The organism is Arthrobacter sp. B6, from assembly GCF_001663775.1.
Lineage (GTDB): Bacteria > Actinomycetota > Actinomycetes > Actinomycetales > Micrococcaceae > Arthrobacter.
The window spans coordinates 426,165-446,126 of record NZ_KV467169.1 but is presented as its reverse complement, the minus strand read 5'-3'; the positions used below and the strand labels follow the sequence as shown (position 1 = coordinate 446,126).

The window sequence follows — 19,962 nt, the reverse complement described above, 5'->3', positions numbered from 1 at the left end:
GGCGTCCGGATGCGGTAGGTTCGGACCATGAGACGCGCTGTCTGCCCAGGATCCTTCGACCCCATCCACAACGGCCATCTCGAGGTTATCGCGCGGGCGGCCGGCCTCTTTGATGAGGTCATCGTGGCGGTGTCCACCAACTACGCGAAGAAATACCGGTTTAGCCTGGGGGACCGGATCGACATGGCACGGGAAACCCTCGCGTCCCTTAAAGGGATTGTTGTTGAACCTGTCGGGGAAGGGCTGCTGGCTGAATATTGCCGCCAGCGGGGAGTGTCCGCGATAGTCAAGGGGCTCCGGTCCTCGTCGGATTTTGACTATGAACTGCCTATGGCCACCATGAACCGCCAACTCAGCGGTGTGGAAACAGTCTTCCTGCCCGCCGAAGCCCATTACCTGCATTTGTCCTCCACCCTGATCAAGGAAGTGGCGGGCCTGGGCGGCAATGTCTCGGACTATGTGCCCCGGTCAGTCCAAAAAAGGATGCTGGCTGGCGAGTCTTCGCCCGATCAGCCGCCAAGAGGGTAGGCTAGTCCGGTACTCGGCGGCCTTCGGTGGCCTGGTTTGAGTCCATACGGGTCTTCAGGCTAAGATGGTACGTCGGTCATATGTTCAACAGGAGTTCTCATTAAGCGAGATGCTAGTTCGCCCTTGGCGTTCGACGTCAAGGACCTCGGGCGCAGCCCGGGAAGCATGCGGACACTGACGGAACATGTACCCGCACCAGGTGATCTTGGTGTGGCGCTCATTGGCGTTCAGGAAGGCTCGGATATCGAGCTGGATCTGAGGCTTGAGGCCGTACACGAAGGAATTCTGGTATCAGGAACCGCAGTCGCTGCAGTAACGGGCGAATGCGGCCGATGCCTGGATCCCCTTGCGTATGACCTTGAGGTCAATGTGCAAGAACTTTTCTTCTATGAAGGCGTCCTGCTTTCGGATGAAGAAGACGATGAAGAGCAACGTCGAGTCGAGCACGATCTGATCGATCTTGAACCGGTGTTGCGGGACGCAGTTGTAACCATGCTGCCGTTCCAGCCGGTGTGCCGGGAAGACTGCCAGGGCCTTTGTTCCGAATGCGGAGCTCGCCTGGAAGACGAGCCGGGGCACCACCACGAGGTCTTGGATCCTCGCTGGGCTGCCCTAGCTGATATGGCTAAGCCTGACCGGCAAAATTGATTTGTACGTGTTTGTCTAGAGAGAAATGAGTTAGCCGTGGCTGTTCCCAAGCGGAAAATGTCTCGCTCGAATACCCGCGCCCGCCGCTCCCAGTGGAAGGCAACTGCCCCCCACCTGGTGAAGACCGTAGAGAACGGCCAGGTCACCTACAGCCTGCCTCACCAGGCAAAGGTCGTTACCGACTCGGCTGGCACTGCGCTGTTCCTTGAGTACAAGGGCCGCAAGGTCGCAGACGTCTAATTGGCCACTCAGGCTGAGATGATGTCTTCAACTGAAGAGCTTCTGAAGCGTCTCGGTGTCTCCATTGACGCCGGGACGCTTCGTCTTGCTCTGACACACCGTTCCTACGCCTACGAAAACGGCGGAATCCCCACCAACGAGCGGCTGGAATTCCTGGGTGACTCCATCCTGGGCTTTTCCGTGACGGATGCCCTGTACCGGGACAACCCGTCGCTGCCCGAAGGGGACCTTGCGAAACGACGCTCCGCCGTCGTCAGCACGCGCGCCCTCGCCGGCATCGGCCGAAGCCTCGGCATTGGCGACTACATTTACCTGGGCCAGGGCGAAAAGCTTACCGAAGGCAAAAACAAGGCCTCCATCCTGGCGGACACCATGGAAGCACTTATTGGTGCCACCTACGTGTCCAACGACATCGAGACCGCCCGCCAGCTGGTCATGCGCCTGATCGGTCCGCTCCTGAAGGACGCAGCTGCCCTTGGCGCGGGAACAGACTGGAAGACCAGCATCCAGGAATTGGCAGCCAGCAGGCAGCTCGGCAGCATCCACTACCTGGTGGAAGGATCCGGCCCGGACCACGCCCGCACATTTACGGCTGTCCTGGAGATCGGCGGCAACGCCTACGGCAATGGCTCCGGCCACTCCAAGAAGGAAGCCGAGCAGGAAGCCGCCGCGGATGCATGGCGTGTGCTCTCCGGAGCTCCCCGTCCGGCGGCTGCGGATGATTCCGCGGACTCCGCTGCCTCCGTCTAGGCTGCCCTGTGCCGGAACTCCCGGAAGTGGAAGTAGTCCGTCGCGGACTGGTCAGGTGGGTCCGCGGCCGCACCATCACCTCAGTTGACGTCCTGGACCCCCGGTCCATCCGCCGCCATGCGCTTGGCACGCAGGATTTCGTCGGCAACCTGGAAGGTGCCACCGTGGCGGACGTCGTCCGACGTGGCAAGTTCCTCTGGATGCCGCTGCTTGACACAACGCATGGTGCCGCGGCCCCGCCGCCCGTCGCCCTCATGGCCCACTTGGGCATGAGCGGCCAGCTGCTGATGCAGGACACCAACGCTCCGGACGAAAAACACCTCAAAGTCAGGCTTCGGCTGAGTCCGGGCGACGGCATGCCGGAACAGCTCCGTTTTGTGGACCAGCGGATCTTCGGCGGCCTGTTTGTCACCGACATGGTACCCACGGACGACGGCGGCCCGGGCGGCCTCGCTGAATCCCCCCTTCCGCTGATCGCTGAAGAGGCATCGCACATTGCCCGCGACCCCCTTGACCCGGCGTTCTCCTTCGAAAATTTCTTCAGCCGGCTCCGCAAGCGCAAGACAGGGCTTAAGCGGGCCCTTTTGGACCAGGGCCTGGTTTCCGGGATCGGCAACATCTACGCGGACGAGGCCCTGTGGCGGGCGAAACTGCATTACGCCAAACCCACCGACAAGCTGCGGCGAGCCGACGCGGCAGGGCTAGTGGACTGCGCCCGTGAGGTCATGCTGGACGCCCTGGCCGCCGGCGGGACCAGCTTCGATTCGCTGTACGTCAACGTCAACGGCGCTTCCGGCTACTTCGACCGCTCCCTGAACGCCTACGGGAGGGAAGGGCAGCCCTGCGGGCGGTGTGCCGCCGTCGGAATTAATTCCCCGATCCGACGGGAGCAGTTTATGAACCGCTCGTCCTACACCTGCCCGGTGTGCCAGCCTCGGCCGCGGAACGGGCGCTGGTAGCAGGCAAGGAAAGTCTGCGGATTCTGCGGTTCCGCAATGTGGATTCCGTTGGCAGACTGGGGCCATAAGAAGCGGCGGGGTGCCTTTGGCGGCCGCCGCGGCCCCATACCGTCAGCAGGAACGAGGCAGCCCTTGTACCTTTCGATGTCGGACCGCACCGGCGGCCAGAAGGACTCTCAAGCCGAGATGCCCGCCGCCGCTGCAACGGCCTTCCGGCTGTCCCCGGTGATCATCTGGCTCGGCATCGTCAGCATGATGACGGATATCTCCTCGGAATCCGTGGCAGCCATCCTGCCGCTCTACGTCACCGGATTCCTGGGACTGTCCACCATCGCATTCGGGATCATCGACGGCATCAACCAGGGCGCCAGCGCCATCGTGCGGATTGCCGCCGGCTGGGTCTCGGACCGCACGGGGCAGCCCAAACGCGTCGCTGTTGCCGGCTATGGACTTTCGATGGTTGCCCGGGTCGGATTCCTCTTCGCGGGCGGGTTCTGGGCCATCGCCGGAATCGTGACCGGCGACAGGATCGGAAAAGGCATCCGCACAGCCCCGCGCGATGCAATGATCTCGGAAGCGGCGCAGCCAGAACACCTTGCCAGATCCTTCGGTGTCCACCGCATGCTGGACAGTATCGGTGCAGCCACCGGGCCACTGCTTGCGTTCCTGGTGCTGGTGATGATCCCCAACGGCTTCAGCACCGTATTCATCGTTTCGCTGGCGTTCTCGGTCATCGGCGTGGCTGTGCTGGTGCTGATTGTCCCTGGCCGCCGGCGGGGAACCGTCAACCCGGACGCGGCGGCCCGCCGCCCGCGCTTCCGGTGGTCCCAACTGCGGTGGGCCACCGTAAAGGAGCAGGGGCTGTCCCGGCTCCTGCTCACAGCCGGTCTCCTGGGCCTTCTGACGATCGGCGACGGGTTCATTTACCTGATCCTCCACGACCGGGGTTCGTTCGCAGTCCAGTGGTTCCCGCTCCTCTATGTGGGAACCAATGTTGTTTTCCTGCTGTTCGCCATTCCCATCGGAAAGCTGGCGGACCGGTGGGGACGGATCCCCGTATTCCTCGCCGGCCACCTTGCGCTGCTGGCCTGTTACGTCCTCGCAGCAATGCCCTTCGGCGGCCTCGGTGCCACGCTCGGTTGCCTGCTCCTGCTAGGGATCTTCTACGCGGCGACCGACGGTGTTCTCGCTGCCATCGTCAGCAGGTTGACTCGAGCGGAGCACCTGGCGACGGCGCTTGGCACCGCGCAGACCGTTGTGGCCCTGTCCCGGATGGCGGCAGCCACGGGCTTCGGGGTTTTGTGGTTCATGCTCGGGCCGGTCACTGCCATGGTTTGCGTCGCCGGATTGCTGGCCGCAGCCCTGATCGTGGGCGCAGCCCTGCTGGGCGGGGCCCGCCGCTGGACGGCGGCACCGTGAGCCGGAGGAAGGCGCCACAGCCGGTGCAGCGGACACGGCAGCCCGCAGGGAGCGGATCCGTAGCCATGCTCCCGGAATCCAACCCGGTTTCGCTGCCGACGGCCCTGGCCACAGAGTTGCCGGACTCCGGCATGCGACGGCGGTGGCTTATCCTGCTCGCAATAGTCGTGCTTGTGGCGGCGGGGTCGGCCGTGTACGCAGTGTCGGCCTTCCAGTCGGCAAGAAGCAGCCAGGAAGCGGATTCGCCCGTTGACACGGTCGCGGCGGACGCCCTGCCCGCCGCCCCGTTTGTGATGTTCCGGAATACGGCACCCGGTCAGGGTTTCGGGCAGGCTGCAACCGTACTGCTGGCTGATCCAACAGGTCAGCGGGCACTCAGCGGCCACGCCTGTGACCGCGTGTATGCGGTCGTCAACCGCGTGAGCTGCCTGCGCACAAAAAACGAGATCCCCATCAATTTTGAGGCCACTGTCTACAACGCCTCCCTGGACACCGACGAATCGTGGGCCCTGGGAGGAATTCCCAGCCGCACGCGGATCAGCGCCGACGGGTCACTGCTGGCAAGCACGGTGTTTGTGTCGGGGCACTCGTATGCCACTGCAGGGTTCTCCACAGAGACGATCATCCGCGGCCGGGACGGCACCGACCACGGGAACCTCGAGGAATTCGCCCTCATTTCCGGAGGGGGGCGGATCAAAGCTACGGACCGCAACATCTGGGGCGTGACCTTCGTCCCGGGGCAGCCCGACGCGTTCTACGCCACGGCCTCGTCACAAGGAAACATCTGGTTGGTACGGGGGAGCCTGAAGGACAGGACACTGACGGTGACCGCCTCGGGGATCGAGTGTCCTTCAATCTCGCCGGACGGCACCCGGATCGCCTACAAGAAGAGTGTCACCGGGACACTGGCGGGCCACCGCAACATAGCGGTTCTAAACATCGCCTCCGGCACGGAAACGGTGCTTACTGAACAGCGTGATATAGATGACCAGTTGGAGTGGCTCGACGCCAGTACAGTTGTCTACGGTGTTCCGCGCGATGAGTCCGGCCAGGACAGCGACATCTGGTCACTCGCCATCGATCCGGCGGCGCAGCCCTCGCTCTTCATCGAACACGCCTGGTCTCCGGCGGTGGTGCGGCAGTAGCCATCACAGCAGGGGAACTCCTGCAAATCCGTGGAAACCCGCAGTGACGCAGTAGATTTGGGGCAGCAGAGCAGCCGCTTCAGCCACTCAGGAGACCAGGAACACCTTGCACCTCAAAAGCCTTACCGTCCGGGGGTTCAAGTCGTTCGCGTCAGCCACGACCTTCGACTTTGAACCCGGAGTCACGGCAGTGGTGGGACCGAACGGTTCCGGCAAGTCCAATGTTGTGGACGCCCTCTCCTGGGTGATGGGGGAACAGGGTGCGAAGACGCTTCGCGGCGGCAAAATGGAGGACGTCATTTTCGCCGGGACCTCCGGGCGTGCGCCCCTGGGGCGGGCCCATGTTTCCCTGACGATTGACAACGCTGACGGGGCGCTGCCGATCGAGTACAGCGAGGTCACCATTTCGCGGACGCTCTTCCGCACCGGGGGATCCGAGTACGCCATCAATGGGGCCAGTTGCCGCCTGCTTGACATCCAGGAGCTGCTCTCCGATTCCGGTCTGGGCCGGGAAATGCATGTCATTGTGGGCCAGGGGCAGCTGGACAAGGTCCTGCATGCCACCCCGGAGGAACGCCGCGGCTTCATCGAGGAGGCCGCCGGAATCCTGAAACACCGCCGCCGCAAGGAAAAAACCGTCCGCAAGCTGGAGGCGATGCAAGCAAACCTCCAGCGCCTGAGCGACCTGACCGGTGAGATCCGGCGGCAGCTCACCCCGCTCGGCAAGCAGGCCGACGTGGCTCGCCGTGCGCAGAGGGTGCAGTTTGATGTCCGGGACGCCCGTGCGCGGCTGCTGGCCGATGACCTGGTCCGCCAGCAGGCGGCCCTCGACAAGGACGTGGCGGATGAGGAAGCACTGAAGGCCCGCCGTGCCGCCGTGGAGCAAGGGCTGGAGTCCGGGCGCCGGAAGCAGGCGGCCATGGAACAGCTCGCTGCGGAGGCCACACCGCTGCTCAATGCGGCGCGGGATAGCTGGTACCGGCTGTCTGCAGCCCGGGAACGCCTCCGCTCCCTGGGGTCGCTGGCCCAGGAACGCGGCCGGCTGCTCGGCGCGGTGGACGCTGAACCGTACTCCGGGAGGGATCCCGAACAGCTCGAACGGCAGGCTGCCCGCGTCCGGGATGAGCTGACGGAACTCGAGCGCCACATGCTGGACAGGCGCAGCGCACTGGAGTCAGCGACGGCAGCCAAAGCCGGGGCGGAGAGCGCCGCAGCTGCCGAAGAGAAGCGCCTCACCGCCGTCCTCCGTGCCGCCGCGGACCGGCGGGAAGGCCTCGCTCGGCTGGCCGGCCAGGTTGGTGCCGCAAGGTCGCGCGTGGAATCCGCGCAAGCGGAGCTCGGCAGGCTCCGGGAGTCCCTCGCCGCAGGGCAGGAACGCCGCAGCAAGGCCCAGGCCGAGTTCACCGCCCTGGAGACCCAGGTGGCGGGGGTCGAGGAAGGCGAAGAAAGCCTTGACGCCGACTACGAGGACGCCATCGCCGACCTCGACGCTGTCCGCGAACAGATTTCCGCCCTCACGGCCGCAGAGGCGGAGTCCGTCCGCGAACGTGACGCCCTGGTTGCCCGGCGGGATGCCCTCCAGCTCGGACTCAACCGCAAGGACGGCACGGCGCATGCGCTCAACTCCGGGCTGGACGGCCTTGTGGGAACCCTGGCCTCGAACCTCACCATCAGCCCCGGCTACGAGACCGCGATAGCGGCCGCACTCGGCGACGCGTCCGAGGCCATTGTGGTCCGCGACCCCGCAGTGGCCGCCGCCGTGATGCAGTTCCTTAAGGATGACGACGGCGGGCGCGCCTCCCTGCTGCTGGCGTCAGCATCTGCGCTATCGGACGCAGCCGCCCCGGCGGGTGCGCTGCCGGCGGGAGCGCGGTGGGCCACCGACCTGACCTCCGCCGCGGACGTCAGCAGCCCGGCCGTAACCGCGCTCCTGTCGGGCATTGCTGTTGTGGAGGACCTGAAGAGCGCCGGTCAGCTGGTTGCCGAAAGGCCGGACCTGACAGCCGTGACCAAAGGCGGCGACGTCTTCACTGTGCTGACAGTTACAGGCGGCTCCGCGAAGGCGCCGTCACTGCTTGAGGTGCAGGCCGCCGTCGACGACGCCGAGGCCCGGCTCGCCGCTGTCATAGCTGATCTGGAACGGAACCGGTTCGCCATGGCCGGCGCCGAGGCCCGGCGCGCGGAGGCCCAGGTGAGGGCCGAGGCCGCCTTGGACCGCCTGCATGAATCGGACGCCCGGCTGGCCGCAGTCGCCGAGCGGCTTGGGCATCTGAACTCCATCCTGCGCAGCGCCGTGGGCGAGAGCGACAGGCTTGCTGCTTCCCTTGCCAAGGCCGAGGCCAATGTGGCCGCCGAGGAAGAAGCGCTCGCCGCCATCACTGAACGTCTGGCGTCGGCGCAGCAGGCACCGGTCGAAGAGGAACCCTCCACAGAACAGCGCGACGCCCTGGCCCTGGCAGCGTCGCAGGCCCGCTCAGCGGAAATGGAAGCCAGGCTGTCGCTCCGCAGCACGGAAGAGCAGTTGGCGGCCACCCGTAACCGGGCGGTATCGCTGGAGCGGGCAGCGGCGGCTGAACGCAGGGCACGCGAAGAAGCCGCTGAACGGGCCCGACGCCGCCGGATCCAGGCCAAACGCGCGGCGGCTGTGCAGGCAGGCGTGGAGCTGGCCCTGCGTTTCATCGACGTGTCGGTGGAGCTGGCCCGGCACGAACGCGACCTCGCCGAGGAGAACCGCGAGCAGCGGGACCGCGCCCTGCTGGAGATCAGGGCCGCCAACGATGCACTGGCACGCGAACTGGCGGAACTGACGGATTCGGTCCACCGCGACGAACTGGCGCGAGCCCAGCAACGGGCACGGATCGAGGCCCTCGAAACACGGTCCATCGAGGAACTCGGCATCACCCCGGACCTGCTGGTGGCCGACTTCGGCCCGGACGTTCCCATACCCGTTTTGGATGATGAAACCCACGACAAATGGGCGGCCCTCAGGACACCGGTAGATGACAACGGCGCCCCAATTCCCGAAGGCAGGCGCTATGTCCGGGAGGAGCAGGAGAAACGGCTCCGGAAGGCCGAAAGGGACCTGTCCGCCTTGGGAAAGGTCAACCCGCTGGCGTTGGAGGAGTTCGCGGCGCTGGAAGAACGGCACCAGTTCCTCAGCACCCAGCTTGAGGACCTCAAATCCAGCCGCAAGGACCTGCTGGACATCATCAAGGAAGTGGACGACCGCGTTCAGCGGGTCTTCGCCGAGGCTTTTGAAGACACCCAGGCCCAGTTCATCCGCGTCTTCGCCCGCCTTTTTCCAGGCGGTGAGGGCCGCCTGGTCCTGACAGACCCCTCCGACATGCTCACCACAGGCATCGAAGTGGAGGCGCGCCCGGCCGGAAAAAAGATCAAGCGGCTGTCGCTGCTTTCAGGCGGGGAGCGGTCACTCACCGCCGTCGCGCTGCTCGTGGCAATCTTCAAGGCCCGACCCTCGCCCTTCTACGTGATGGACGAGGTGGAGGCGGCCCTTGACGACACCAACCTGGGCAGGCTCATCACCATCTTCGAGGAACTCCGGGAGTCCAGCCAGCTGATCGTGATCACGCACCAAAAGCGGACCATGGAGGTGGCTGATGCCCTGTACGGCGTCACCATGCGGGGCGACGGCGTCTCCACCGTCATCAGCCAGCGCCTGGGCGCCGAGGTGTAGCCCGGACCAGCCGCCGGCCGCACGTGTGCGTGACACCAGTGCGAAACGCGTGTGAGAAGCTAGGGGAGTGAATGACATCCTCCCAATTATTCTGTCCATTGTTGCTGCCCTGGCGGTTGTTGGCGGGCTGATCCCGGTCCTGTTGAAGACGCGGAAGAACATCACCCAGTACCCGGGCACCCGGGACGCCAACGATCCCGAGACACCGAAAAGTGCAGGCGGAACGCTCCTTGAGGACGCCCCCGTGGCTCCGGCGGAACGGACCGCACCTGCCGGCGCAGACCTTGACGGGCTGGAAACCACCGACGTCCCAGACGACGTGGCCGGCCTTGAAACCATCCAGGTCGAGACCCCGCTTCCCGTTGCCGGCCGGCTGACCCGCCTGCGTGAACGCCTGGTCCGCTCGAACAACGTCCTGGGCAAGGGCCTGCTGGCCCTCCTCTCCAGCGACAAGATTGACGAAAATGTCTGGGACGAAGTCGAGGAAACCCTCCTTCTGGCAGACCTGGGAACCGAACCCACAATGCAGCTTGTGGATGCCTTGCGGGAACGCGTCAAGATCCTTGGCACCCGCACCCCGGAACAGGTCAAGGCGCTGCTGCGCGAGGAACTCATTAAGCTGGTGGACCCCGCCATGGACCGCAGCCTGAACACCACCCGGCACGCTGACAGGCCCGCCGTGGTGATGGTGGTTGGCGTTAACGGTGTGGGCAAGACCACCACGGTGGGCAAGCTTGCGCGCGTGCTCGTCGCAGAGGACAAAGACGTGCTGCTGGGCGCAGCAGACACCTTCCGTGCAGCGGCCGCGGAGCAGTTGGCCACCTGGGGCCAGCGCGTCGGAGTTCCCACGGTGAAGTCCGACGTCGACGGCGCGGATCCTGCGTCCGTCGCCTATGAGGCGGTTAAGGCAGGCATTGACCAGGAAGTCGACGTCGTGATGATCGACACCGCCGGGCGGCTGCAGAACAAAGTCGGCCTGATGGACGAGCTTGGCAAGGTCAAGCGTGTTATCGAAAAGCTTGCCGAGGTTGATGAGGTGCTGCTCGTACTGGATGCCACCACCGGGCAGAACGGGCTCAACCAGGCCCGGGTCTTCGCCGAGGTGGTCAACATCACCGGCATCGTCCTGACCAAACTGGACGGCACCGCCAAGGGTGGGATCGTCGTCGCAATCCAGAAATCGCTCGGTGTACCCGTTAAGCTCATCGGCCTCGGCGAGGGCGCTGACGACCTCGCCCCCTTCGAAGCCGAGGGATTCGTCGACGCGCTGCTGAACTGACCCCGTTTAAATCCAGGGGTGAGATCCCGCCGCTCAGCCCAGGCTGGAGCGCCCGGGATCTCACCCCTCAGTGCGTTTAAGCGGCTCACGCGTGACGGACCAGCTGGCCGCCGCCAAGACCAGGACAGCTCCCGTGACGCCGAACGCCCAGCCGTAGCCCAGCCTGTCGGCGAGCACACCTGCCAGGATAGGGCCCGCAATGGCGCCGATATCCGCCGTCATCTGGTAGACGGCCAGGACCTTGCCGCCTGAGCGGCCGCTTCCGATCACATCGGCGACCGCGGCCTGCTGCGCCGGCCCCAGCAACCCGGAACCGATGCCGGCCAGTGTGGATGCGATGAGGAACCAGCCCAGTTCGGATGTGAAGCCAATGGCTGCAGTGGCGGCGCCTGTAATGAGGAGGCCTGTCACCATCATGGGCTTGCGGCCCAAGGAATCGGCCAGGCGGCCGGAGAAGGTCAGGGCCGCTGCATTGCCCGCGGCGAAGACCGCCAGGGCAAGTCCCGCCGCCTCCGGGCCCGCCCCGAGTGCTGCCACGGCAAAGAGGGGAACCGTCGCCATCCTGACCCCGAACGTTGCCCACCCGTTCGCAAAGCTGGACACCAGCGAGGACCGGTAGGCCCCGACGCCCAGGGCATCAGCCAGGCGCATGTCAGGATTGCTGCCCTGCCCGTGGCTGCCCTCCCTGCGCTCGTGGCTTAGCTGTGTCTGGACGACGGCGGCCGCGATAACCAGGGCCGCGGCATACGCCAGGAAGGGCACCCGCAGGCCAAAGCCTGCCAGCAGGCCGCCGACAATCGGGCCGCAAACATTCCCCACCAGGAACGCCGAGGCGTAGGCGCCGGACACGCGGCCGCGGCTCTCCGGCGGTGCCAGGCGGATCACCAGTGCCATGGACGCCACCGTAAACATAACCGAGCCGATGCCGCCCAGGCCGCGGAACAGGAGCAACTGCCAGTAGCCCTGCGCGAAGGCGCACGCCGCGGTGGACACGGCCACGATGAGGAGCCCCGAAACGTAGACCGGGCGTTCACCCCACCGGGAGATCAGGGCGCCTCCGGCCGGGGCGAAGACCAGGCGCATCAAGGCAAAGATGGCCACGATCACCGCAGCCTCGGTGTTGCCGACGCCGAAGGTCGTGGCGAACTGAGGCAATACAGGCGCAACAAGCCCGAATCCGAGGGCAATCAGGAACGCCGCGGCCAGCATCACCTTGATGTCGCGCGGAAGTTTTTCCTGCCGCGGCCACCGCAGGCCGGGAATCCGCGAAGCGGCGCCACTCACAGGGGGTCTTGACGTCATGGTGCCGGTGTCCTAGCGCTTTCGGTGACGGGTTGCTTGCGAGAGGGATGAAACATAACCGTAACAAGCCGGATATGCACCATTTACTTCCTAGAGGTTGTTGTAACAAACGCGCAATCTAAATCCTCCGTGGGCGAAACACAGCCGGATCAAACTCTTTACAGGACGCAAAAGGCGTTGGCAGGCGGAGAGATCCGCAGTATCGATCTGAGAGAGGACGTGCACCATGGAACTTACCGCAGGTCACGTATGGCTCATGGTGGCGGCAGCACTCGTGCTGTTTATGACACCGGGTCTGGCATTTTTTTACGGCGGCATGACGCGCGCCAAGGCCGCACTGAACATGATGATGATGAGCTTCATCTCCATCGGCATCGTGAGCGTTGTGTGGGTACTCTGGGGTTACTCCATGACCGGCGGGGAAGGCTTCCTGCAGATTGTCGGAAACCCCTTCGCGAACTTCGGTCTTGAGGGCGTCAACACTCCGGACGCGCCGGAAGGCCTTATCCTCGTCGGCTACGGGGCAACCTTCGCCATCATCACCGTTGCCCTGATCAGCGGAGCCATCGCGGACCGCGCTAAGTTCGGCGCCTGGTCAGTCTTCGTCCCCGTGTGGGTCACCCTTGTTTACTGCCCGCTTGCCTACATGGTCTGGGGTGGCGGCCTCTTTGGTGAGGAAGGTGCGATCGGCCAGGCGCTCGGCCCGGCCATCGACTTTGCCGGCGGCACCGTGGTTCACATCAACGCCGGTGTGGCCGCGTTGATCCTCGTCCTGATCATCGGCAACCGCAGGGGATTCGGCAAAGACCCGAACCACCGCCCGCACAACATTCCGTTCGTGATGCTCGGGGCTGCCATTCTGTGGTTCGGCTGGTTCGGATTCAACGGCGGTCTGGCCGCTACCGCTGAGCAGGGCGGCCTGATCTGGGTCAACACCCTCGCAGCACCTGCCGCAGCCATGATCGGCTGGCTCATCACCGAACGCATCCGCGACGGCCACCCCACATCCCTTGGTGCCGCCTCCGGCGTCGTTGCCGGCCTGGTTGCCATCACACCGGCCTGCGCCAACGTCAGCCCCGTCGGTGCACTCGGCCTCGGCATCGTAGCCGGCGTCGCATCCGCCCTCGCCGTCGGACTCAAGTTCCGCTGGGGCTTCGATGACTCCCTGGATGTTGTCGGTGTCCACCTCGTTTCGGGCATCATCGGCACCGTGGCGCTGGGCTTCATCGCCCTCCCCGCCGACGGCGTGGGCGGCGGCCTCTTCTACGGCGGCGGCATGACCCAGATGTGGGCACAGCTGGCAGCGGCCGGCATCGCCATCGCCTACTCCGCAATCCTCACCGCGATCATCGCGTTCGCCATCCACAAGACCATGGGCTTCCGGGTCTCGGATGAGCAGGAAGTTGTTGGTGTTGACCTCAGCCTGCACGCCGAGACCGCCTACGAGTTCGGTGTGGGGGGCCACGGAGGCAGCTTCCAGCCCCTTCACGACCTGATCACCGGCAAGGGTACTCCGGAGGAGGGCGCAGGCGCCGATTCCAAGAAGGCAGAATCAGCAACGGGCAAGGAAAGCGTGGGGGCATGAAACTGATCACAGCAATCGTCAGGCCGGAGAAGCTCGAATCAATCCGGGAAGGCCTGGAAGCCTATGGTGTCCAGGGACTGACGGTCAGCGCGGCAAGCGGCTACGGCCGGCAACGCGGCTACACGGAGGTGTACCGGGGAGCTGAGTACAACGTGGACCTCCTGCCGAAGATCAGGGTTGAGGTGCTGGCCACCGACGAACAGGCCGACGACATCCTCGACGTCATCATTGCAAGTTCCAACACAGGGCGTGCAGGTGACGGCAAGGTCTGGACCGTGGACGTTTTCGAAGCAGTCAGGGTTCGAACCGGGGAACGCGGCATCGCCGCCATCTAGCCACCCGGCAGACAACCAAAAGCGAAGAGCGGGCAGGAACCTGGAAAGGTTACCTGCCCGCTCTTGTTTGTCCTCCTACCTCGCCGGCTCCGACCCGGACCAGCCGGCAGGACCCGACGACCCGGCGTCGTACTCTTCCAGCGGCGCCGTACCCTGCGACCATGCGTTGAGGACCGGTTCCACAATCCGCCAGCAGTCCTCGGCAGTGTCCCCGCGGACGGACAGGAGCGGGTCGCCGTTCAGCACCCCCTCCAGTACTTCTCCGTAGGGAAGCAGTTCGGAGGCGTTCAGTCCGGCGTGGAGCGTGGCACGGTCGAGCCTGAAGATGTCACCGGGGCCGTTCACGTCAACGTCCAGGTCCAGGGTGTCCGGTCCAAAGCCGATCCGCAGGCGGTTGGGCGCGTCCAGTCCCATGAATCCGGCCGGCAGGTGGGGAACCGGCCGGAACGTCACCACGGCTTCCTTGCGTTTCACGCCAAGGGCCTTGCCTGAGCGAAGGATGAAAGGGACGCCCCGCCAGCGCCAGTTGTCGATCTTCACCGTGACTTCTGCGAGAGTCTCCGTTCCCCGGGCAGGATCAACGCCTTCTTCCTTCGCATAGTCCGGAACCTGCCTGCCGGCGAGCGCTCCGGCGGAATACCGCGCCCGACGGGTGGACTGGGCGTACGGTGCCTTGATGCTGCTGGCGCGCAGCACAGTGGAGACGGCGTCGCGCAGGTCGCGTTCGCCGATGGTGGCCGGCGGTTCGAGGGCCATCAGGGCCATGATCTGCAGGAGGTGGCTTTGGACCATGTCCCGGAGCGCGCCGGCAGTGTCGTAGTAGCGCGCCCGCCCTTCGAGTGCGAGGTCCTCGTCAAAGATGATCTCTACCTTCTCCACATGCTGGCGGTTCCAGACCGGTTCCAGGAAGTTGTTGGCGAAGCGCAGGCCCAGGATGTTGAAAACCGTAGCCTTGCCCAGGAAATGGTCCACCCGGTGGATGTGGTCTTCGGGTACCAGCGCCGTGAGCGTCCGGTTGAGGGAGCGGGCTGATTCCTCGCCCGAGCCGAACGGCTTTTCCATGACCAGGCGCGTCCCGGCCGGTACCTGGCCAGGCTTTAGGGTTTCACAGGCCCGCTGGCTGACCTGCGGGGGAAGGGCGAAGTAGACGGCGGCCGGCGCATCCAGGGCAGCCAGTAACGAGGCAAGCGTCCCGTCGGCTGTGACGTCCAGCTGATGGTAGGCTGTCCCGGCCTCCATGGCCGCCAAAGCCTTGCGTCCGGCCTCGTCGGCGGACTCGGAGGCTGCGGCGAAGGCGTCGTGGACCCGCGCCTGCCATTGATCCGGAGTCCAGGCATCAGAGCCGGCCCCCACGAGTTTGAGGCCTTCCGCGCGGCCTTTCGCCACGAGCCGGGCGAGTCCGGGCAGCAGCAGTCGGCCGGTGAGATCGCCGGAAGCACCAAGAATGAGCAGGGTTTTCACAGTCGTTTGGCTCGTCACCTAAGCCAGCATGCCATCTTGAAGGTCCGTCTTGGTACCCTAGATAGTCGAGTCCCGTCGTCGAAGCAGTTGGAAACAACAGCCGAGGCGCTGGTGTGCCGAAGGGCCGCCATCCGTACATCCACTGAAAGAAGTGCACGGCGCGTGTTCAATTCACTCTCTGACCGGTTGACAGCAACCTTCAAGAATCTTCGCGGCAAGGGCCGCCTCACCGAGGCCGATGTCGATGCCACTGTCCGGGAGATCCGCCGCGCCCTGCTGGACGCCGACGTTGCCGTGCCGGTGGTCCGCGAATTCACCGCCCGCGTCCGCGAGCGGGCCCTCGGTGAAGAGGTCTCCGGTGCACTGAATCCAAGCCAGCAGATCGTCAAGATCGTCAACGAGGAACTGGTTGAGATCCTCGGCGGCGAGACCCGCCGGATTCGCCTGGCCAAGACCGGCCCCACCATCATCATGCTCGCCGGCCTTCAGGGCGCCGGTAAGACCACCCTCGCCGGCAAGCTTTCCAAATGGCTCAAAGCACAGGGCCACAGCCCCATCCTGGTGGCCTGCGACCTTCAGCGGCCCAACGCCGTCACCCAGCTACAGGTCGTGGGTAAGCGCGCCGGGGTTCCGGTATTCGCACCCCACCCCGGCGCCACCCATGAACTGGAGCACCCCGCGGGCGATCCCGTAGCCGTGGCCCGCGCCGGTGTTGAGGAAGCCCGCCAAAAGCTCCACGACGTCGTGATCGTGGACACCGCCGGCCGCCTCGGCGTCGACGCCGACATGATGGAACAGGCACGGCAGATCCGCAGGGCGATCGTGCCCAACGAAGTGCTGTTCGTCATCGACTCCATGATCGGGCAGGACGCCGTGAACACGGCGCTGGCCTTTGATGAAGGCGTCAACTTCACCGGCATCGTGCTGTCAAAGCTCGACGGCGATGCCCGCGGCGGTGCCGCCCTGTCCGTTGCGTCGGTGACCGGCAAGCCTGTGATGTTTGCGTCCACGGGCGAAGGCGTGGACGACTTTGAGCTGTTCCACCCGGACCGGATGGCATCGCGCATCCTGGACATGGGCGATGTGCTGACCCTCATCGAGCAGGCGGAAAAGAACTGGGACAAGGATGAAGCCGCCCGGATGGCGAAGAAATTCGCCGACCAGGAAGACTTCACGCTCGACGACTTCCTGGCGCAGATGCAGCAGATCCGCAACATGGGCTCCATGAAGAAGATGCTCATGATGATGCCGGGCGCGCAGAACATCCGCCAGCAGCTGGAGCAGTTCGACGAGCGGGAGATCGACCGTGTCGAGGCGATCGTCCGGTCCATGACGCCGCATGAGCGGGTTGCGCCCAAGATCATTAATGGCTCCCGGCGGGCACGCATCGCCCGCGGCTCGGGTGTCCACGTCTCCGAAGTCAACGGGCTGCTGGAGCGGTTCGCCCAGGCGCAGAAGATGATGAAGAAGATGGCCCAGGGCGGTATGCCCGGAATGCCAGGCATGCCCGGTGCCGGCGGCGGGGCCCGCAAAAACGCCAAGAACGCCCCCAAGAAGAAGGCCAAGTCCGGAAACCCGGCCAAGGCTGCGCAGGAGCTTAGGGACGCCGAGGCACGGCGCGCCGGAGCGGCCAAGGCACTGCCCACGGGGGCGGCCTTCGGCCAGCAGTCCGGTGAGTTCGATCCTTCGCAGCTCAACCTGCCCAAGGGCTTCGACAAGTTCCTCGGCAAGTAATCACATCGCCCAACTGGCTCGCACTCAATGCTCTCCAACGCGCGTGTCAGTGCGTTAAGTGCGGGTCAGTTGGGTCAGTCCAGCTTGATGTCGGGGCCGTGGAATAGGGTTGGGTCATGTTCAAGCAACGGGTAGTGTTCGTGCACGGCGCCGGAAGCTTCGGCGCGGCGGCCTGGCCCCGGCAGCACGGCATGGCACTGAGCTACGACGCCCTGTTCCTTCGGCGGCACGGATTCGATCCCGTTGCTGAACCGGTGGAATCGTCCTTCGCCGAGGACACCGCCATCGTCCTGAGGTCCCTTGCCGACGACGGCCGGGGCGCCGCGGGTGGCCACGTTGTGGCGCATTCGCAGGGGGCGATCTCGGCAATGATGGCCGCCGTCGAACGCCCCGACCTGGTGTATTCGCTGACACTCGTGGAGCCGGCCTGCCTGTCGCTGACCGCGGAACTGCCGGCGACGGCGGCGCACCGGGAACTGATGCTGCCGCTCTTTGATGTCCGCCACCAACTCGGTGACGAGGATTTCCAGCGGGAGTTCGTCCGCCGCGTCTACGCGGCGGACCTCCAGGAGCCGGCCACACAGGAGGAAAAACGGGCCGCGCGGCGGCTCCGGCTTCAGGCTCCCCCCTGGGAGGCGCCGCTGCAGATCGTTCCCGGTGTCCCCACCCTGGTCCTGACAGGCGGTTGGGAACCCCTCTACGAAGAGATCGCCGGCTACCTCAGGGAAACAGGCGCCCTGCACCGCCACGCCGCGGGAGGCCACCGCCCCCAGGATTCCCCCGAAGGCGACCGCTACATCCGCTCATTCATAGCCGACATCAGCCGGCGGCAGCTCAGGGCGTCCTGACCCACGTACTTTGTTGAGGTGCGTCCGTCCGGCCAGCCCCCAAATGCCGGCCGGACGGAGCCTCAGCCCGCTAGCGGCGGGCGGCTTCGGGTACCTCAAGGTCAGGCAGGTAGACCTTTCCTCCTGCCGCAAGGAACTCCTCGCTCTTTTCGCGCATCCCGGCCGCCATCTCCGCCAGTGCAGCCTGTGATTCGGCCGAGCCATACTCGTCCCGGATGTCCTGGCTGATCCTCATGGAGCAGAACTTGGGGCCGCACATTGAACAGAAGTGGGCCGTTTTGGCCGGCTCGGCGGGCAACGTCTCATCATGGAAGGCTTCAGCCGTTACCGGATCCAGGGACAGTGCGAACTGGTCGCGCCAGCGGAACTCGAACCGCGCCTTGGACAGGGCGTCATCCCGCTCATGGGCTCCCGGGTGGCCCTTGGCCAGGTCGGCGGCGTGGGCGGCGATTTTATAGGTGATCACACCGGTCTTGACGTCGTCCTTGTTGGGCAGGCCCAGGTGCTCCTTGGGCGTTACATAGCAGAGCATGGCGGTGCCGTAGCGGGCGATTTCCGTGGCCCCAATGGCGGAGGTGATGTGGTCGTAGCCCGGGGCTATATCCGTGACCAGCGGTCCGAGCGTGTAGAAAGGGGCTCCCTTGCACAGTTCCTGCTGGCGTTCTACGTTCTCGCGGACCAGGTGGAACGGCACGTGGCCGGGACCCTCCACCATCACCTGTACGTCGAACTCCCAGGCCCGCTGGGTCAGTTCAGCCAGCGTGTCGAGCTCGGCGAACTGGGCGGCGTCGTTTGCGTCCGCCGTCGCTCCCGGGCGCAGTCCGTCGCCGAGCGAGAAGGCGACGTCGTACTTGGCGAAAATCTCGCACAGTTCGTCGAAGTGCGTGTAGAGGAAGTTCTCCTGGTGGTGCGCCAGGCACCAGCCGGCCATGATGGAGCCGCCGCGGGAGACGATGCCGGTGACACGGTTGGCCGTCAGCGGCACATAGCGCAGCAGGACTCCGGCGTGGATGGTCATGTAGTCCACGCCTTGCTCACACTGCTCAATCACGGTGTCGCGGAAGATTTCCCACGTCAGCTTGTTGGCCTCGCCGTTGACCTTCTCCAGCGCCTGGTAGATGGGCACAGTGCCGATGGGCACGGGCGAGTTGCGGATGATCCACTCACGGGTGGTGTGGATGTCATCCCCCGTGGACAGGTCCATGACGGTGTCCGCGCCCCACTGGGTGGCCCACTGGAGTTTGTCGACTTCCTCGGCAATGGAGCTGGTCACGGCCGAGTTGCCGATGTTGGCGTTGATCTTCACCAGGAACGCCTTGCCGATGATCATCGGCTCGGATTCCGGGTGGTTGATGTTGTTGGGGATGATCGCACGTCCGGCCGCTACCTCGCTGCGTACCAGCTCCACGGCGCAGTTTTCGCGAAGGGCCACAAACTGCATCTCCGGAGTGATGACACCCTGCTTCGCGTAGTGCATCTGGGTGACGGTCCGGCCTTCGACGGCGCGCCGTGGCACCGGCTGTGCACCCTTCCACTCCGCGGAGGCGGCGCCACGGCGCACGGCCGACTTGCCGTCGTCGAGCAGGTTCCGTTCCCGGCCGCTGTAGGGCTCCGTATCACCGCGGGCAGCGATCCACTCCGAGCGGAACGGGTCCAGGCCCACTACCGGGTTGCTTCCCGGGCCGGCGGTGCGGTAGGTCCGGAAAGGACCGTTCGCCTCACCGTTGGGTGACGGCTCGAGCGCGATCTCGGTCACGGGAACCCGGATTCCTGTGGCTTCATCGGTGATGAACGCCAACGAGTGGGACTTCAGTGACACAGTCTCAGAGGCACCAGCCCCATTTTGGGCAGGTGTCAGCTGTGTTTCTTGTGTACTCAATGAATACTCACTTCCTTCGCCGGCATTACCCGGACAGGTTCAACGGTCGCAGGCTGCGTCAGCCCGATCTCAGCCCCTGCAAGGGCCCCCGTGTGGTCTAGACGAAGCTACCACAGGTCAGTGCGGGCCCGTCCCGGCCGTGACGTCGCAGGCGTC

At 65.1% G+C, this 19,962-nt stretch carries 16 protein-coding genes and 1 riboswitch; of the genes, 13 read left to right on the top strand and 3 right to left on the bottom strand.

What is annotated here, in order from left to right; all coding sequences use genetic code 11:
• Nucleotides 1–27 precede the first annotated feature (27 nt).
• From coaD to ftsY, 9 genes are all read left to right on the top strand, one after another.
• Nucleotides 28–528, top strand: a complete 501-nt coding sequence (gene coaD, locus AU175_RS16725) for a pantetheine-phosphate adenylyltransferase (protein ID WP_066292225.1) — start codon at nt 28–30, stop codon at nt 526–528.
• A 123-nt stretch (nt 529–651) separates the two neighbouring features.
• A complete protein-coding gene (locus tag AU175_RS21470; RefSeq protein WP_082979262.1) occupies nt 652–1,176 on the top strand; it encodes a YceD family protein in 525 nt (174 codons plus the stop codon).
• 36 nt (nt 1,177–1,212) lie between these two features.
• Entirely contained in the window at nt 1,213–1,416 is a 204-nt protein-coding gene (gene rpmF, locus AU175_RS16710) for a 50S ribosomal protein L32 (RefSeq protein ID WP_009356569.1), read from the top strand.
• A gap of 21 nt (nt 1,417–1,437) precedes the next feature.
• Nucleotides 1,438–2,166 (top strand): ribonuclease III, encoded by a 729-nt coding sequence (gene rnc / locus AU175_RS16705; protein ID WP_066292217.1) that lies wholly within the window; start codon nt 1,438–1,440, stop codon nt 2,164–2,166.
• 8 nt (nt 2,167–2,174) lie between these two features.
• A complete protein-coding gene (gene mutM / locus AU175_RS16700; protein ID WP_066292215.1) occupies nt 2,175–3,125 on the top strand; it encodes a bifunctional DNA-formamidopyrimidine glycosylase/DNA-(apurinic or apyrimidinic site) lyase in 951 nt (316 codons plus the stop codon).
• Between the two features lie 132 nt (nt 3,126–3,257).
• Complete coding sequence (locus AU175_RS16695; protein WP_231938636.1) at nt 3,258–4,544, top strand: MFS transporter; 1,287 nt, start codon at nt 3,258–3,260, stop codon at nt 4,542–4,544.
• 65 nt (nt 4,545–4,609) lie between these two features.
• On the top strand, nt 4,610–5,689 hold the full coding sequence (locus AU175_RS16690) for a hypothetical protein (RefSeq protein WP_331711957.1): 1,080 nt from the start codon (nt 4,610–4,612) through the stop codon (nt 5,687–5,689).
• Between the two features lie 106 nt (nt 5,690–5,795).
• Entirely contained in the window at nt 5,796–9,383 is a 3,588-nt protein-coding gene (smc, locus tag AU175_RS16685) for a chromosome segregation protein SMC (RefSeq protein ID WP_066292211.1), read from the top strand.
• Nucleotides 9,384–9,450: 67 nt separating this feature from the next.
• Nucleotides 9,451–10,662, top strand: a complete 1,212-nt coding sequence (gene ftsY, locus AU175_RS16680; protein ID WP_066292209.1) for a signal recognition particle-docking protein FtsY — start codon at nt 9,451–9,453, stop codon at nt 10,660–10,662.
• Nucleotides 10,663–10,722: 60 nt separating this feature from the next.
• Here the strand turns inward: ftsY and AU175_RS16675 are convergent, their stop codons facing one another.
• A complete protein-coding gene (locus AU175_RS16675) occupies nt 10,723–11,964 on the bottom strand; it encodes an MFS transporter (protein ID WP_066292207.1) in 1,242 nt (413 codons plus the stop codon).
• A 226-nt stretch (nt 11,965–12,190) separates the two neighbouring features.
• Here AU175_RS16675 and AU175_RS16670 point away from each other — a divergent pair, with 226 nt between their 5' ends.
• Both AU175_RS16670 and AU175_RS16665 read left to right on the top strand, forming a co-directional pair.
• Nucleotides 12,191–13,549: an ammonium transporter gene (locus AU175_RS16670; protein WP_066292205.1), complete on the top strand. Its 1,359-nt coding sequence runs from the start codon at nt 12,191–12,193 to the stop codon at nt 13,547–13,549.
• Complete coding sequence (locus AU175_RS16665; protein ID WP_066292201.1) at nt 13,546–13,884, top strand: P-II family nitrogen regulator; 339 nt, start codon at nt 13,546–13,548, stop codon at nt 13,882–13,884. Before AU175_RS16670 ends, AU175_RS16665 begins: the two co-directional genes overlap by 4 nt.
• A 75-nt stretch (nt 13,885–13,959) precedes the next feature.
• Here the strand turns inward: AU175_RS16665 and AU175_RS16660 are convergent, their stop codons facing one another.
• Complete coding sequence (locus AU175_RS16660) at nt 13,960–15,363, bottom strand: glucose-6-phosphate dehydrogenase (RefSeq protein ID WP_066292197.1); 1,404 nt, start codon at nt 15,361–15,363, stop codon at nt 13,960–13,962.
• Between the two features lie 144 nt (nt 15,364–15,507).
• On the opposite strand from AU175_RS16660, the gene ffh reads away from it, so the two are divergent.
• Together ffh and AU175_RS16650 are read left to right on the top strand one after the other, a co-directional pair.
• Entirely contained in the window at nt 15,508–17,079 is a 1,572-nt protein-coding gene (gene ffh / locus AU175_RS16655) for a signal recognition particle protein (protein WP_066292194.1), read from the top strand.
• 116 nt (nt 17,080–17,195) lie between these two features.
• A complete protein-coding gene (locus AU175_RS16650) occupies nt 17,196–17,927 on the top strand; it encodes an alpha/beta hydrolase (RefSeq protein WP_066292193.1) in 732 nt (243 codons plus the stop codon).
• 70 nt (nt 17,928–17,997) lie between these two features.
• Here AU175_RS16650 and thiC read toward each other — a convergent pair whose 3' ends face one another.
• A complete protein-coding gene (gene thiC, locus AU175_RS16645; protein WP_066292187.1) occupies nt 17,998–19,806 on the bottom strand; it encodes a phosphomethylpyrimidine synthase ThiC in 1,809 nt (602 codons plus the stop codon).
• A riboswitch (TPP riboswitch) is annotated at nt 19,801–19,908 on the bottom strand. Its footprint overlaps the gene before it by 6 nt.
• Nucleotides 19,909–19,962 lie beyond the last annotated feature (54 nt).